We start from the raw sequence: 13,780 nt of genomic DNA, 5'->3' as shown, positions 1-13,780 counted from the left end.
TCGGCGATGGCCCGTACCGTCTGGTGCTGAGCGGTACGGGCGCGGTGTATCCGACTCAGCGGCCGATGGCCTGACAGGCGTCGCAGGTCCAACCGGTGACGGGAGAGAAGCTGAACCGGCCCCCGCACCGGTCGCACTGCAGGGTGTTCTGCGTGACCGGCAACATGCCGGGCTCATGGGCCGCGCTGCCGCAACGGCACGTCCAGTAGCCGCACAGCGGGCACGCGTCGTCCGCCGACCGGAAGGCGAGCGGTCCGGTGAGCACGAGCACCGGCTGCCGTTCGTAGCCGGAGGCCATCTCAGCGAGGGTGCGCCGCGCCTGGCGGCCCGCGGCCCGGGCACGGCCATCGCCGTCGATCACGAGGTGCCGCACCACCTGGTGAAGCTGGTCGGTCTCGTCACGCTCGTAGCCGCGGGAGTCGTCTTCGCGGCTCATGTCGTCGGCGATCCCGGAGCGAGGGGGCAGGATCGTGGCGCTCACGCCGCCACCCCCCAGCCGTTGCGCGCACGGCGGGCGGTACGGATCTGCTGGATCTCCGTGGCCAGCGAGCGCACGAGGATGTTCTGCGCGTGCTGCGCCCGGCCCTGCGTGCGGTGACCGCCGACCCCGTCCGGGTTCTTGACCGCCTCCCGCCGCAACTGGACCGAAAGGTTCACCAGCCGCTTCCACTCCGGCTCGCCGTCGGCGGCGACCGCCGCCTTGAGCCGCTGCGCCTGCTTGCTGCGCTCGGCAGCCAACGCACTGCCGGAGGAGCCGCCGCGCACCATGTCCTCGGTGTGCGCACGGCCGTCGCCCTCGCGCAGGGCGAGTTCGTGGCAGGCCGCCCTCACCGGGCAGGCCCCGCAGAACGCGAGCGCGGCCTTGCGGCGCTTGTTCCAGCTGCGCAGCGGCTCGTCGTCGGCGCGGAAGAACGCGTCGACCGGGGCGCCGGGCTGGGCGCACAGCGCGCCGGCATCGACCGCGGCCTGAAGTGCGGCCCGGCGCGTGTGCTGGGCCTGGGTGGATGTCATCCTGTGCATGCGTAGATCCCCTTCTACCGAGGGTGAGCTGCGAAGACGAACCCCCCGGGCTTAGGCCCCCGGGGGGTTCGTCGTGTTCAGGGCGTGTGGCCCTGTGACTGCTGTACGAGCAGCCACGGCCCCGGCCGCCCCTGATGAAAAGGGGCGGCCGGGGCCGTGGTAGATCGTCCGGAGCTGGTCAGGATGCGCGTCGCTCGAGACGCAGCTTCTTGAGCGGCGCTGGTGATGCACCCAGCGGCGCGTCACCGGTGGGCACCTGGGCGCGGCGCGTATCGGTACTACGGACCGCGGACTCGGCAGCCGTCCACTGCTGCTTGCGCAGCAACCACAAGAGCCGGCCATCACCGTGCTCGTCAGCTGCCAACGCCTGCTTCTGCGCAGCGATCTGGCTGACGGCCGGGGCGGGCACGGCCTTCGGCTTACGCAAGACGGTGGTCGTGCGGCGGTGCACGGTCTCCGCGTGGCCGTCCTCCAGGCGCTCCTGCCACTTCTTGACCGTCACGTCGACGGTGACCAGGCGGTTGCTGCCCAGGCGGCAGCGGACGGCCGCGTCCTTGCCCGCACGGCCGGTGTCGTGCGGCACGACCTTGGGCTGCTTGGTCTGGAGGCCGGTGATCGGCACCCACGTCTTGCAGTCGGGGCAGACCAACGACGCGCAGGCCGGGCGCAGATCGAACTGGTGAGGCTTGAGGGTGGAGATGATAAGCGCCGGGCTGGCGTTGACAGTGCGGGAGCGAGTCCGGCTCTGCCGGGTGCGGGCGGTGCGCTCAATGGTCGAAGCAGGCATCTGAACTCCTCCTAGGCGGAGTGGCAGGAGCGCGTCGCAATACTCTCTCTGCCCTCCAGGCCGCACGGCACAGGGCCGGCGTCCCGCAGGACAGACAGCGCACTGCGCTGCGAAGTGCACACAGTTGTCGCGGCCGTCAGGCTCCGGAGGAGTTCGATGGTGCTCTCGCGCCCTCAGCAAGCTGAGGACTACTCCGGCCGCCCCGAAAGGCGGACGACTACTAGCGGTCTTGCTGCTGGCGATGCACCCAGATGTGCAGGAACAACACCGACTACGCCCTGCAAGCGGCTACTTACCGCTCGCTGGCACATCTCGATAGAACCTCACTATTCGACACCGGTCAACCTGTCTAGCTAAGTAGTTTCCAAAAGCGCCTCTGACCTGCGATTTCATAGAGACACTTAAACCGTGTCGCGTCTCGGCTTTCGAGAAACAACTAGACATGCGATGCTGTGCAGACCGGGCAGCGAGATCCACTGGCTGCCACGACGTGTACGGAGAGGGGGAGCAGTGGCCACCAAGCAGAAGGAGCCAGGGAAGGTCGAACGGATCGCGTCCGAGATCCGGGACAAGATCGAGCGAGGCGCACTCGCACCTGGGTCGCGCCTGCCTGGCGTGCCTCAGCTCCAGAAGGAACACGGCGTCGCCTACCAGACCGCGCGCGACATCTACGGACTCCTCGAAGACGAAGGTCTGGTCTTCTCTCGCCGGGGCAAGGGCACCTACGTATCCCTGGTGATCGGCAAGATCGTCTCGGATCGCACCCAGCGCTACCTGCCGACGCTGCGAGAGGCTGGCGGAGCCGTTGGAGCCTTCGAGGCAGAGATGCGGTCGATGGGCTTCGAGAACAAGGACCCGGTCGTCACGATCGCCAAGGACGTGCCGCCGAAGAAGGTCGCTGAGCTCTTTGGGATGCACCACCGCGCGAAGACCCTCAAGCGTGAACGAATCATGCGGGTGGGGCTCCCGGGCAACACCGATGCTTTGGAAGTCGTCCAGGTGGCCACGAGTTGGTTCCCGCCGGACGTCGTCGACGCCTGCCCCGTGCTCGCGGAGAACAACACGGGCACGGGGGGCAGCAAGTCGCGGATGGCGGAGGCCGGCTTCAGACAGGAGCGGCTGCGTGAGGAGATCGAAGTTCGTTCGCCCACTCCGGAAGAGGCCGATGCACTCGGCATTCCGGTTGAGCGAGCCGTACTGGAGATCACCCACAAGGGGCTGACTGCCGACGGCCGGATCGTAGAGATCTGCCTGCACGTCCTACCGCGCACCAAGTGGCGGTTGGCCTACGAGTGGGTCATCGACACCCCGGGAACTAGCTGACCAGCACGAAACACACAAACGTCCATCAAGACACGAGCAAGGAGCATTCAGCACATGGCTAGCAACCGAATCGACGACAGCGGCGTGGTCATGCGGGACGCGCGCACCCGCTACACCACCGACCAGCGTGAGGAGAACGGCGCGCACGGTGCGTTCGACGCCGAACTACGCCGGTCCGGCCGCGCTCCGCGGACCGAGGTCTCCGTCAGCCGCGCCACTGCGCCGGCGGATGTCGCTCAGTTCCTGGGCGTCGACGGCGAGGTCGTCGTGCGGGCTCGGGAGATGTTCGACGGTGAGCGCGTCATTCAGCTCGTCACGACGTACATCCCGGTCGACGTTGCCGAGGCCGCGGGCATCGAGCAGGTGGACACCGGCGTCGGCGGCATCATCAGCCGCATGAAGGAGGCCGGGTTCGACCAGGGCTCCAGCGCTGTCGAGGATGTCGAACTCCGTCCTGCCACCTCGGAGGAGTCGGCTCGGCTCGGTCTGCCTGACGGAGCGGACGTGCTGACCATCAACCACATCGGTGCCGCGGATGGTCGCGTAGTCGAGGTGACCCAGCACGTCCTGGGCAAGGGCTGGAAGCTGCGCTACGCCACCCCGCTCGCCTGACGCAACTCCCCGGGTGCCCCGACCGTGCCGGGGCGCCCGCCTCGCTGACCCCTCTGAGTCCCCGGAGTCTGATCCCATGAGCACCGAGAAGCGGCTCAGCACCCCCGAGCTGGTGGATGAGATCCGCAGCTCCCTTGTTGTGAAAACCGGGTGGATCCCCATGTTCTCGGGCCCGGACGGTCCGTCCGGGGTCTCTGATAAGGCGTCCCTCTCCGGAATCGCGCAGAGCCTGCTCGAATTCGCCGACGCGCCGACCATGCCCTCCACCGTGGCGCAGCAGCTGCGCAGGGCCTCGGAGTCGGCGGCTGCGGCGGTCGCGGCAGACAACGCCACGGCATACGGACACCTGGGAGCGGCGTACGCGTACGTGGTCCAAGCCCGTCGCGTAGCCAGCAACGACGCGATCAGCTAGTCGTGAATTCCGCAAGCACCGCAAAGGAGGAGGACGGTCGCCGGTGTTGATCTACTGCCGGTTCCGGACGGGGTGAGCTGGGAGAGGATCCGGCAGCACAGCACCAACGCACTATCGACCCGAACTCGCCGCCAACGAACCGGCACATGGTCCGCACAGAAGGCCCCACACTGCACACGAACTGGTGCCTTTCAGTGACAGGATGCCTCCATGAATAACGTCGCTCGGTCCCCGTAGAACGAGCGAAGCCGCTCCCTCCTGGCAGAGGGAACGGCTTCTTAGCTACCGACTCGCACGCCTACCAGCAACCCGAGTCGTGTCCGGTGAGGTGACCTCGCCGGGGTGATGCCCCGTGGACCCTTGGGTCCGCGCAGTCACCTGTACCCAGAATAAGCGTCCCGCGACGCGGAACGCCACCATCTGGGTCTCCTGTCAGGTCACATCTGCTGGTCACGACTCCCCTATCCCAGGGGAGAACCACCACATGCACTGCCATCTCCGGCCCCGCCGCCGGCCCCCGGCCGCAACTTCGCAAAGTCCTTTCGGGCTGGCTGTCGGGCCGACGCCTGCATCAAGTGTGACTACTTCCTGCGCCTCGTCCGCCGCTCCCATCTGTACCGCCCCTCCTCACCAGAAGCGGCTGGACGTGCCTTCCCCCAACGCTCACCTGACGTCGGGGGTGATCCGATGAAGGAGATGTCGCAGGCTGATTTCTTGAGCGCACAGATCCGCCGGGCGTGGGAGCCCCCGGAGGAGGTGGTCGTTCCAGCGCCGCTGGCGTTCTCGCCCGACCTCCAGCCCGAGGACTACGGCGTGCTCCTACGCCTTCTGCTCCGGGATCCGGAGCTGCCCTCGGGAGTGCAGGCTCTGGCCGCCGAGTTCCAGGAGTCGGGCTGGAAGATGGGAGACACACGGCTTCGGGGCGTAATGAAGCGGCTGCGTAAAGCGGGACACGTCCAGCGCGAGCGGGACGGCTACGACACCCAGGCAGGGCGGCCTCGCTGGGCGTTCGCTGTGTACCGGAACCCGGCAAACAACCCCGACCACACCCCTTCTCAGGCTTCCGCGTCTTCGCAGGTCAGGCCGACACGTGGATTTTCAACGAGTCGGGCCGTATCACCCCCTTCCGACGCGTTGGATTCCAACGTCTTTGCAGGTCAGGCCGACACGTTGGAATCCGGCGTGTCGAGAGCGGACGCGTTGGAATCCGACGCGTTGGATTCCAACGTCTTTGCAGGTCAGGCCGACACGTTGGAATCCGGCGTGCCGGGCGTCGCCCCCCCCACTCCCCCCCGTAGGGAGGAGGAGGATTCCTCCTCCCGTAAGTCCTCCTCCGACACCTCCATCGCGGTGGGCGCTCAGGCAACAGATGCCGCAGCGGTTACGGCTGCTGTTGAGTTCCTTGCGGAGCTGCCAGGGCGGTGGGCGTGTGGACGGAAGTCAGCGGCAGAGCTCGCGCCGCTGCTGGCCGAGGCGGTACAGGCACAGGGCTGGGAGTTGGGCGCGGATCTGGTTCAGCAGCTGACGCGTAGGTCTCAGGCGCGGCGCAGTTCCCAGTCGGTGCTGCGGGAGCGGCTGGAGGACCTGCCCCGTTACCGCGCCGCCCGTAAGGTCCTGGAGCAGGAAAGCGGGAGGGCAGCAGCTGGCCGGGTTCCCGGGCAGCAGCTCGCCCTGGAGGACACGCAGCACAGCCGCGGTGACGTGGCGCAGCCGTCGGCAGCTGTGACGCCTGAGCAGGTGGAGCAGGCCCGGACGTTTCTGCTGACGTTGTCCGCACCGTGGGCGTTGGGCCCCGAGGCCGCGCTGCGTCTGGCTCCCCTGCTCGCGGACAAGGCGGCCGAGCGCGGCTGGGCCCTCGACGAGCAGCTGCGCCAGCAGCTGATGTCGAACCCGGGCGGCGGCCAGAACTACGAGTGGCTGCTGGAGAACCGTCGAATCGCTACCCTGCCCGACCGCACCCGCAAAGTCGTCCTGGCCCGTCCTGCGGTTCCGGCGGGGATGTGCGTCCGGCATCCGGCGTTCGCGGAGGGTGACTGCCCGCCGTGCCGGCACGCAGAGAATGCGCGGCTGGCCCGTGGCCGGTCCGAGCCGGGGCCGATCGACGGGATGGGGCTGCTGGCCCGGGTCCAGGCCGGAATGCCTGCCGGGGGTGCTCAGTGAGCGACCTGGATGTGTTTCCCCGTCAGCAGAGCGGCGAGGTACCGGCGCAGGACCTGGACGCCGAGATGTCCGTGCTCGGGGCGATGCTGCTGGGCAAGGACGCGATCGCGGACATCCTGGACTGCCCGATGCAGCCGCGGGACTACTACCGGCCCGCCCACGAGACGATCCACACCGCGATCCTGGCCCTGTACGTCAAGGGCGAGCCGGCCGACCCGATCACGGTCGCGGCCGAACTGGTCAGGCGCGGCGAACTCAGCCGGGTTGGCGGCGCGCCGTACCTGCACCAGCTGGTGCAGGCGGTGCCGACCGCGGCGAACGCCACGTACTACGCCGACGTCGTCCACGAACGCGCCGTCCTGCGGCGTCTGGTTACAGCTGGGGGCCGGATCGCGCAGCTCGGTGCGGCGGGGGAGGGCGGCCTGGACGAGATCCGCTCAGCGGCCGAATCGGAGCTCCTGGACGCGCTCAAGGGGCCGGACCAGACCTCCGGGTACGCACCGGTGGGTGAGGACGTCCCGACGTTCTGGGACAGCCTGGAGACCCGGATGCGCACCGGCAGCGGCGTCGCGCTGACCGGCGTCCCGACCGGCCTGTCGGACCTGGACGCGCTGACCGGCGGGCTCCAGCCCAAGCAGCTGATCGTCATCGGGGCGCGCCCGGCCATGGGAAAAAGCACCCTGGCCCTGGACATCGCCCGGCACGCGGCGATCGTGCACGGCAAGACCGCCGCGTTCTTCAGCCTGGAGATGGGCCGGGACGAGATCTCCCAGCGCCTGTTCTCCGCCGAGGCCCGGGTCGCGCTGCACCACATCCGGTCCGGCAGCGTCACGCCCGAGGACCTGGACCGGCTCGCTGCCCACACGCCGGCCGTCCAGAACGCACCGCTACTCGTGGACGACTCGGCGGACCTCTCGATGATGGAGATCCGTTCCCGGGCCCGGCGGATCCAGCAGCAGCGGGGCCTGGACCTGCTGGTGATCGACTATCTCCAGCTGATGCAGTCCGGGACGACCCGACGGCCGGAGAGCCGGCAGCAGGAGGTCTCCGACATGTCCCGCAACCTCAAGCTGCTGGCCAAGGAACTGAACGTTCCGGTCATCGCCCTGTCCCAGCTCAACCGCGGTTCGGAGCACCGCACCGAGAAGCGGCCGGTGATCTCGGACCTGCGGGAGTCGGGATCGATCGAGCAGGACGCCGACATGGTGATCCTGCTCCACCGCGAGGACGTGTACGAGAAACTCTCGCCGCGCGCCGGCGAGGCGGACCTGATCGTGGCCAAGCACCGCAACGGGCCCACCGCCGAGATCACGGTCGCCTTCCAGGGGCACTACTCGCGCTTCGTCGATATGGGCCAAGCGTGATCCCGTACGGGCCGGGAGGCGCCGTTATGCGGCTCCCTGATCGCCTGTCAGCCCTTTCCGGCACCCCTCGTCCGGGGTGCCGTACTGGGCCCGCAGATCGGCGTACAGGGGCACGGGTGGTCGTGTAGACCGGGTGGCATGACGAAGCCCCTTCCGCTCACGGTCGGCGATCTGCGGCAGCTGCTGGCCGACGCTACCGACGAAACCCCCGTCGTGGTCCATGCCGACATCCTGGACGGTGATTTCGTCTCCGTGCTCCGCCTGGAGTCGGTGGGCAGAGCCTGGACCGCCGAGGGCGTCCAGGAGGTGACCCTCACCGCAGGACTGGGCGAGGGCCAGACGATGCGCAAACCGCCCCTGTCGCGCTTCTGAGCGTCTTTCTGTAACTCAAGGCCTCCTGGCTCCAGGGCGGGCCTGTTCGTCCGTCAGATCGCCACCCAGGGGCCTTGTTGGCCTTCATGGCGCTTCGGGCCCTGTCGAGATGGTCGGCGGTGCGCCCGCGGGTACGTCGCGGCGGGGCGGGAGGAAGCGTGCGCCCTCGTCCTTGAGCACTTGGTGCAAGGGGCTTGAGGCGGCTTCTGCGAAGCTGGATGCAGGTGAAGCCGATGCCTGCCCGGAAAGGGCACGGCGATCGGCTTCACGCGGGCGGATGCGCCAACATCCTGCCCGTAACCCCTGGTGCGCCGGTTGGAGCCAGTAGCAATCAGGGCAGAGGCCGGGCCTTGCTAGGCCGCGCGCCTTCTGGAGATGAGTGTGCCCGGCGAGCGGTGATCATGCCGGAGCGAGCGGGCGCGAAATTGAATCAACCCAGGTCAGATGTGCGGAGGGCGAGTGACGCCCCGGCGCGGGGTGGTAAGCGAATCGCGAGCATAACGTCCCGCTTCGTTGTGCCCCGCAGTCAGTACTGCCTGGCCCGTTGGCCTGGGCATACCCGTTTCAGGTGCCCCGTTTGTCCGCATTCAGGGTTGTCATTACACCGTGGTAGGCGTCGCACGGTGCTCTGACCTGCACTGTTGCACCACGCCACCGCCACGTAGGTCCTGCCGGCGCGCTACATCCCGTACCTGAGCGACAAGTTCGCGCCCCGAGTTCACGTTGGTGCGTTGGTGAATCAAGGGCCTGACCCACTCTCAGGACCCCTTACAGGCCTGGGAAACTTGCCCCAGCAAGTAGTCCATCTGTGCGCAGGGAGCGCCAACTCCCCCAGACCGCACTACGGGCTTTCCGGTTGGAGCCAAGTAGCACCGTCCGGCGATCTCACGGTCGCCGGACGGTAGTAAGGGAGACCCAGTCATGGGCAAGAAGCCCATCGTCGCGGCCAAGACCGCGACCATCGAGTCGGCGACGGCCGACACCACCGTCACGATGAGCGGCCGGTTCGCCATGCCGCACGCGCTGGTCATCATCGTGTCCATCGTCACGGGCGCGTTCCTCGCCCCGGACACGATGAGCGTCCAGGACGTCCTGCTGCTCCTGGCGGGCACCGGCGGTATCGGCGCCGGGGTTGTCCTCGTGGTCGTGACCGGAGGGCGCCGAGGCAGCCGCATCGCCCGCTCCGTCCGCGCGTACTTCGGCTCGGACGACTGAGGTGGCCGGCATGGGACGCCCCGAGAACGAGGTGGACCAGACCGTTCCTGCCCGCGCGGCGCTCGCGGAGTTCCTCCGCGAGCGCCGGCGGGCGGCCGGCCTGACCTACAGCCAGATGTCCGAGGTCCAGGGCGGTTGGCTCTCGAAGGCCACCTTCGAGCGCGCCGCCTCCGGTTCGACCGTGCCCGCCGCGGACACCGTCGAGCAGTTCATCATCACGACCCTCACCGAGAACGACGTCTTCGGGCCCGAGGTGTTCCTGAACCGGGGCCACGACCTGTGGGTCAAGGCCCGCCGGGCCACCCGGGCGCCGTACTACGTCCACAAGGCACCCGACCCCACCTTGATCTCGGACACCGCGGGCTTCCTGCGCGCGCTGCGCCACCAGCATGTGTGGGCCGGCTGTCCGACTCCCGGCGAGATGGAGGCGACGGCCAGGACCGGGATGCTGCCCAAGACCTCCACCCGTCGCATCATCGCGGGGGACACACTGCCCGCGGATCCCCCGCAGGCCCTCGCCTTCCTGCAGGCCTGCTACGTCCAGGGGGAGACGGAGCTCGAACGGTGGCTCGCCGCCGCCGTCCGGGCTCTGCGCGAGGACCCGACCCGGTCGAAGGACGTCGGCAAGTGGGTCGAGGCCCATCAGGAAATGGCCCGGCAGGCCAAGGAGAAGCAACTCGCCTCGGTGACTCCGCTGCCCGGGCAGGAGGAGCAGCGCGCAGCATGACGTGACGTACCACCTACGGCGCCCCCGCACGGGGGCGCCGTAGTCATGTGGGCAGTGGTTCAGGCAGGCGAATGCTCCCGAGATTCGTGTCCGGGGCGGCTCGCGTTCGGCCCGCAGATCGCCGTACCGCGGCTCCCGGCCCGTCAGGGGGTGCGGGGCCGGGAGTACGGCCGCGACTACGGCGTCCTCACCCCCGGCCCGCTGTCTGCCAGACGCATCTTGCTCGGGCCGGGGCTCAGGGTTCAGTTGCTTGCTTGTGGTTCCTCGCCGTCGGTTCGCGTGTCGTCGAAGTGTTCGGCCCGGGTTGCCGGCAGTTGCTTCTTCGCGGGCCTGGGCCGGTTCAGGAAGCGACGGGTGATGGCGGTGGTGAGGGCCGCCAGAGCGGCGGTGGGGAATCCGGACAGCAGACCGTGGGCGATCTCCTGGCATACCTGGTGCAGCATCGTGCGTGCCTCCTTGATGGACACGGAAAAGGGCAACGCACACAGATCAGCCCGGGTGGGGGCGCAGCCGCCGCAGAGTGGGCTGCCTTGCAGATGCTTGCTCCGGCCTTGAAGAAGTCCGTGGTCAGAAGGGCGCAACCTCCTAGGATCGGCTCAAGACTGCGGGAGATTGAGGGGGATTCCATGGCGGGGCCGGCAGGAGTACGGACTGAAGAGCAGCTCATGCACCAGCTTCGGCAGCTCGTTGATCACAGCCGGATCGCGGTTCAGCAGCTGGCCCGGTCCGCCGGGGTATCGGAGAACACCATCCGGGCCATGGCACGGGATGGCGCCCCGTTCCCGCAGCAGAGCACCCTGGAAGCTGTGGTGAAGGCTTGCGGCGAGGACCCGAAACCGTGGATGGACGCCTGGCACCGGGCCAGCGACGCCCGTCCCCGGCCCGAACGGAACGGCGGCTCAAAGACAGCCCAGCTGCAGATCGACGAACTCACCAAGGTCGTGGGCCAGCTGGTCGAGCAGGTGGCACTGCTGACCGCGAAGCAGGATGCCGTCGTCGACGAAGCCCAGAACCAGCAGGTACGCAGTAAACGGGCGTACCACCGGCTTCTGGTCAGCCTGCCCGAGGCCCGCTTCACTCCGACCAAGTGGGTACAGAAGTCCGCCACAGACTTGACCGTGTGTTGGATCCCGGAGCAGCCGGCCTACGCATCGAGCGACGTAGATGGCGTTCTGGAAGAGCTGATTGGCATGACCTCGAAACAGAAGTCGCTGCCGGAGCTCCGGACCATCCTTATCTCGGTCACCCCCAACATCGACGTGGTCGAGGAACGTGTACTCGGCATCGACGACGACCCGTCGGACTATCCGGCGGTCTCCCGGACCCAGGTCGACGGGTACCTCAGGGAGATGAATAAGTGCCTGCGCAGCTACTTCGCAGAGCTGGCCGAGGGGCCTTCCCCTGAAGCGCCGTGACGAGAGCATCAGGCGATCCCCGAGTGGGCCAGGGTGCCGCGGGGATCGCGATCCAGCGAAGCCTGCGAATGTGCTGTGACGTGCGTCACTGAAACATTTGACGCTTAACCCCCCATAACTAAGGCAGCGGCAGAACTTGCGCCGCTTGCCCATACCTGTGCTCAGCGCCCCATTCAAGATCTGACCGACCGTTAAAAGGCCAGGTCAGGCATTGAATGGGGCGTTTTTTCATGGCCAGAGTGAGCCGGGCTTGCGGAGCTAACCCTTCGCCGTTCCAAAGTGCTGCCTATGACGCCGCATCAACGACGTCGTGCTGTCCGCGGTGCTGCCCGAGACCAAGGGGTGCGCACCACTCAAAGATTCGCCCGCCTGCGTGCCGGCCCGGCACACCGACTCGAAAGGACACACCGTGTCCACCCTCGACCTGACCGTCCTCGCCCTGGCCCTGTTCGTCGGGCTACTCCTGATCCTTGTCTCCGGCCTGGTCCTCGCCGGCCTGATGTACGTGACCCACCGGCACCCCCGCATGGAGCGGCCCCTGGGCATCGGAGGGCTGTTCGCGGGAGTGATCATCGCGCTCGTGGCGGTCCTGCTCGCCGCCGTCGCTGTGGTCGCACAGTGATGGGTGGCTTTGTCCATGAGAACGGGCTCTGGCACAACTTCCGTGAAGCCCCGTCGGCCGGGGCTCGCGCGGGCCTCTGGACGAGCTGCTGGTCTGCCGGTTCGCCAGGGTCGCCGGCCTCGGACGCCGAGATCGGTACGGTTTCACGGAAGTTGTGCCAGAACCCGTTCTCGTGAACAGAGCCACCCGGTGGACCTCTGCGGTCACAGCACTAGATGTCAGAGCAGGCCGCACAGGTCAGCGAGCCAGTGGCCGCCGAAGCCGAGGTCGGTGGTGAGGGGAATGACGATGCACGCAATCGCGGCGAGAGGGGCTGCGAAGAGGAGGCAGCTGAAGTGGGCGTCGGAATGTTGCTCGTCCGTTGATGCAATCGCGAAAACACCGACCGCCCAGACAACGAGGCTGGTGACCAGAGCTCCGAGCGCGGTGAGGCTCTTCGCGATCCAGGAGGGCCCGCTGGTGTCGAAGACGCCGGCCGCGGTGACCCAGATGAGACAGACCGCCCCCAGAGCCAGTGCCGCTATGGCGGCCTCCCCGCGATGAATCGGCTTCCTGGGGGCCCTGGGGGCCGGACGGGTGATCCATTTGAACGAGGCGTGGAAGGCGTTGACCTCTTCAGCCGTGGCCCCCAGAGCGCGCAGGATCCGCTTCCAGTCACGAACATAGAGGTGGGGGAGTTTGCCCTCGTCGAACCACCGGGCCGCGTACTTCGGATCGAGGCCGGGGCTTGCGCTTGCCAGACGTTCCGCTGTCCACCGGTGGCGGCCTCCGGCCCGCTCGCGCAGCGCCTGCATCTCGCGGAAGAGCTCTTCGCGTGTATCGGCGGTGCCCAGCAGAGGCTGAGACCCCGCCGAGGATGAACTACGGGATCCCGCCGACGATGAACCGGAAGCGTCGCTGGAGGCTCTTTGCGACGTCCCCTCTTTGCCCGACTGCTGGCCTGTGGCCTGCGTTGACACACTGGAAACGGTCTCGGGGGAGTGCTTCTCGGAGCGGGTGGTGCTCTCCTCGATCAGGCGACGGTTCTGGCCTCGCAGGGTTTTGATCTCACGCTGCAGCCGAAGGGCCTCGTCGCGCTGCTCGGTGAGTTCGGCTTCGAGTTGCCGGGCGTAGTTCTGCGCGTCGGCCAAGTGCTGGTCCTGTTCCCCGACGCGGGCGCGCAGCTCGATCTGGCCGCTCTGGGCGGTACGGGCCTGTTCCAACGCGGCCTCCAGCTCCTCGGTCAGCTGCTGGGCGTGCGTGGTGAGATCCTCCAGTTCCTGCTCGGTGGCCTCTTTCTCGCCCTTCACCTGAGCGAGTTCCTCTCGCAGGTACACCAGCTGAACGGCGGGGGAGCGGCTGGCTTCATGGGCCCGGCCGCACAGGTCCTCCAGCTGCGTGCGCACTGCGGCGGGCATGGGCCTGGCGGCCGTGGCGAGGAAGGTCTCCAGCATCTGCAGGAAATGCGGTGGTGCGATCCGGTCACCGCTGAGGTAACGGGAGAGGGTCGCCGGCGCGATCTGTGTCGCCTTCGCGATCTCGCGCTGCGTGCCGCCGTGAGAAACGAAGTCGGCCACCGCGGAACGCAAGGTGGCCGCGTACGCAGCCGCCGGCCCCACGGAACTCGGCTGATCCATCCAGTGCCCCCTCCGGTGCCCCGGCGGTCCGGCGGAGCAGATCCCCGCATTGTCACCCGCCGCACCACCACGGCGAAGGGACTTCGCGACAGCGGAGCCGGCTGCCGCGTTACCACTTGGCCGGGAACTCCTCGT

The 13,780-nt window shown here is 68.0% G+C and carries 15 protein-coding genes; 10 read left to right on the top strand and 5 right to left on the bottom strand.

What is annotated here, in order from left to right:
* Nucleotides 1-55: 55 nt before the first annotated feature.
* From OG521_39735 to OG521_39725, 3 genes are all read right to left on the bottom strand, one after another.
* Entirely contained in the window at nt 56-481 is a 426-nt protein-coding gene (locus OG521_39735) for a hypothetical protein (GenBank protein ID WUW26984.1), read from the bottom strand.
* Complete coding sequence (locus OG521_39730) at nt 478-1,011, bottom strand: WhiB family transcriptional regulator (GenBank protein ID WUW26983.1); 534 nt, start codon at nt 1,009-1,011, stop codon at nt 478-480. The genes OG521_39735 and OG521_39730 overlap by 4 nt, the downstream gene beginning before the upstream one ends.
* 187 nt (nt 1,012-1,198) lie before the next feature.
* Entirely contained in the window at nt 1,199-1,807 is a 609-nt protein-coding gene (locus OG521_39725) for a hypothetical protein (GenBank protein WUW26982.1), read from the bottom strand.
* Between the two features lie 510 nt (nt 1,808-2,317).
* Here OG521_39725 and OG521_39720 point away from each other — a divergent pair.
* The 8 genes from OG521_39720 to OG521_39685 all read left to right on the top strand — a co-directional run bounded on the left by OG521_39720 (nt 2,318) and on the right by OG521_39685 (nt 9,992).
* Nucleotides 2,318-3,130, top strand: coding sequence for a GntR family transcriptional regulator (locus OG521_39720; GenBank protein WUW26981.1), 813 nt, complete (start codon nt 2,318-2,320; stop codon nt 3,128-3,130).
* A 54-nt stretch (nt 3,131-3,184) separates the two neighbouring features.
* The gene (locus tag OG521_39715; protein ID WUW26980.1) at nt 3,185-3,742 is read left to right on the top strand and encodes a UTRA domain-containing protein; all 558 of its coding nucleotides are present in this window, start codon (nt 3,185-3,187) and stop codon (nt 3,740-3,742) included.
* A gap of 76 nt (nt 3,743-3,818) precedes the next feature.
* Entirely contained in the window at nt 3,819-4,154 is a 336-nt protein-coding gene (locus tag OG521_39710; GenBank protein WUW26979.1) for a hypothetical protein, read from the top strand.
* Between the two features lie 687 nt (nt 4,155-4,841).
* Entirely contained in the window at nt 4,842-6,314 is a 1,473-nt protein-coding gene (locus tag OG521_39705) for a hypothetical protein (GenBank protein WUW26978.1), read from the top strand.
* Nucleotides 6,311-7,678 carry a replicative DNA helicase gene (gene dnaB / locus OG521_39700; protein WUW26977.1) on the top strand — a complete coding sequence of 456 codons (1,368 nt, stop codon included), beginning with the start codon at nt 6,311-6,313 and terminating at the stop codon, nt 7,676-7,678. The genes OG521_39705 and dnaB overlap by 4 nt, the downstream gene beginning before the upstream one ends.
* Nucleotides 7,679-7,816: 138 nt before the next feature.
* Nucleotides 7,817-8,050 carry a hypothetical protein gene (locus OG521_39695; GenBank protein ID WUW26976.1) on the top strand — a complete coding sequence of 78 codons (234 nt, stop codon included), beginning with the start codon at nt 7,817-7,819 and terminating at the stop codon, nt 8,048-8,050.
* Between the two features lie 921 nt (nt 8,051-8,971).
* Nucleotides 8,972-9,265, top strand: coding sequence for a hypothetical protein (locus tag OG521_39690; protein ID WUW26975.1), 294 nt, complete (start codon nt 8,972-8,974; stop codon nt 9,263-9,265).
* A gap of 10 nt (nt 9,266-9,275) precedes the next feature.
* Complete coding sequence (locus OG521_39685; GenBank protein WUW26974.1) at nt 9,276-9,992, top strand: hypothetical protein; 717 nt, start codon at nt 9,276-9,278, stop codon at nt 9,990-9,992.
* 242 nt (nt 9,993-10,234) lie between these two features.
* On the opposite strand, the gene OG521_39680 is transcribed toward OG521_39685, so the two are convergent.
* On the bottom strand, nt 10,235-10,435 hold the full coding sequence (locus OG521_39680; protein WUW26973.1) for a hypothetical protein: 201 nt from the start codon (nt 10,433-10,435) through the stop codon (nt 10,235-10,237).
* 222 nt (nt 10,436-10,657) lie between these two features.
* On the opposite strand from OG521_39680, the gene OG521_39675 reads away from it, so the two are divergent.
* Both OG521_39675 and OG521_39670 read left to right on the top strand, forming a co-directional pair.
* Complete coding sequence (locus OG521_39675; protein WUW26972.1) at nt 10,658-11,407, top strand: helix-turn-helix domain-containing protein; 750 nt, start codon at nt 10,658-10,660, stop codon at nt 11,405-11,407.
* Between the two features lie 409 nt (nt 11,408-11,816).
* Nucleotides 11,817-12,029 (top strand): hypothetical protein, encoded by a 213-nt coding sequence (locus OG521_39670; protein WUW26971.1) that lies wholly within the window; start codon nt 11,817-11,819, stop codon nt 12,027-12,029.
* Between the two features lie 218 nt (nt 12,030-12,247).
* Here OG521_39670 and OG521_39665 read toward each other — a convergent pair whose 3' ends face one another.
* Nucleotides 12,248-13,645, bottom strand: a complete 1,398-nt coding sequence (locus OG521_39665) for a helix-turn-helix domain-containing protein (protein WUW26970.1) — start codon at nt 13,643-13,645, stop codon at nt 12,248-12,250.
* Nucleotides 13,646-13,780: the final 135 nt, after the last annotated feature.

Source organism: Streptomyces sp. NBC_01463 (assembly GCA_036227345.1).
In the GTDB taxonomy this organism is placed as follows: Bacteria; Actinomycetota; Actinomycetes; order Streptomycetales; family Streptomycetaceae; genus Streptomyces.
This window is presented reverse-complemented; position numbering and strand designations above follow the sequence as displayed.

Bases quoted from the DNA above. Each gene is read 5' to 3' on its own strand.
- OG521_39730 (WUW26983.1), bottom strand. From the start codon at position 1,011: ATGACATCCACCCAGGCCCAGCACACGCGCCGGGCCGCACTTCAGGCC.
- OG521_39725 (WUW26982.1), bottom strand. From the start codon at position 1,807: ATGCCTGCTTCGACCATTGAGCGCACCGCCCGCACCCGGCAGAGCCGG.
- OG521_39715 (WUW26980.1), top strand. From the start codon at position 3,185: ATGGCTAGCAACCGAATCGACGACAGCGGCGTGGTCATGCGGGACGCG.
- OG521_39710 (WUW26979.1), top strand. From the start codon at position 3,819: ATGAGCACCGAGAAGCGGCTCAGCACCCCCGAGCTGGTGGATGAGATC.
- OG521_39705 (WUW26978.1), top strand. From the start codon at position 4,842: ATGAAGGAGATGTCGCAGGCTGATTTCTTGAGCGCACAGATCCGCCGG.
- OG521_39695 (WUW26976.1), top strand. From the start codon at position 7,817: ATGACGAAGCCCCTTCCGCTCACGGTCGGCGATCTGCGGCAGCTGCTG.
- OG521_39690 (WUW26975.1), top strand. From the start codon at position 8,972: ATGGGCAAGAAGCCCATCGTCGCGGCCAAGACCGCGACCATCGAGTCG.
- OG521_39685 (WUW26974.1), top strand. From the start codon at position 9,276: ATGGGACGCCCCGAGAACGAGGTGGACCAGACCGTTCCTGCCCGCGCG.
- OG521_39680 (WUW26973.1), bottom strand. From the start codon at position 10,435: ATGCTGCACCAGGTATGCCAGGAGATCGCCCACGGTCTGCTGTCCGGA.
- OG521_39675 (WUW26972.1), top strand. From the start codon at position 10,658: ATGCACCAGCTTCGGCAGCTCGTTGATCACAGCCGGATCGCGGTTCAG.
- OG521_39665 (WUW26970.1), bottom strand. From the start codon at position 13,645: ATGGATCAGCCGAGTTCCGTGGGGCCGGCGGCTGCGTACGCGGCCACC.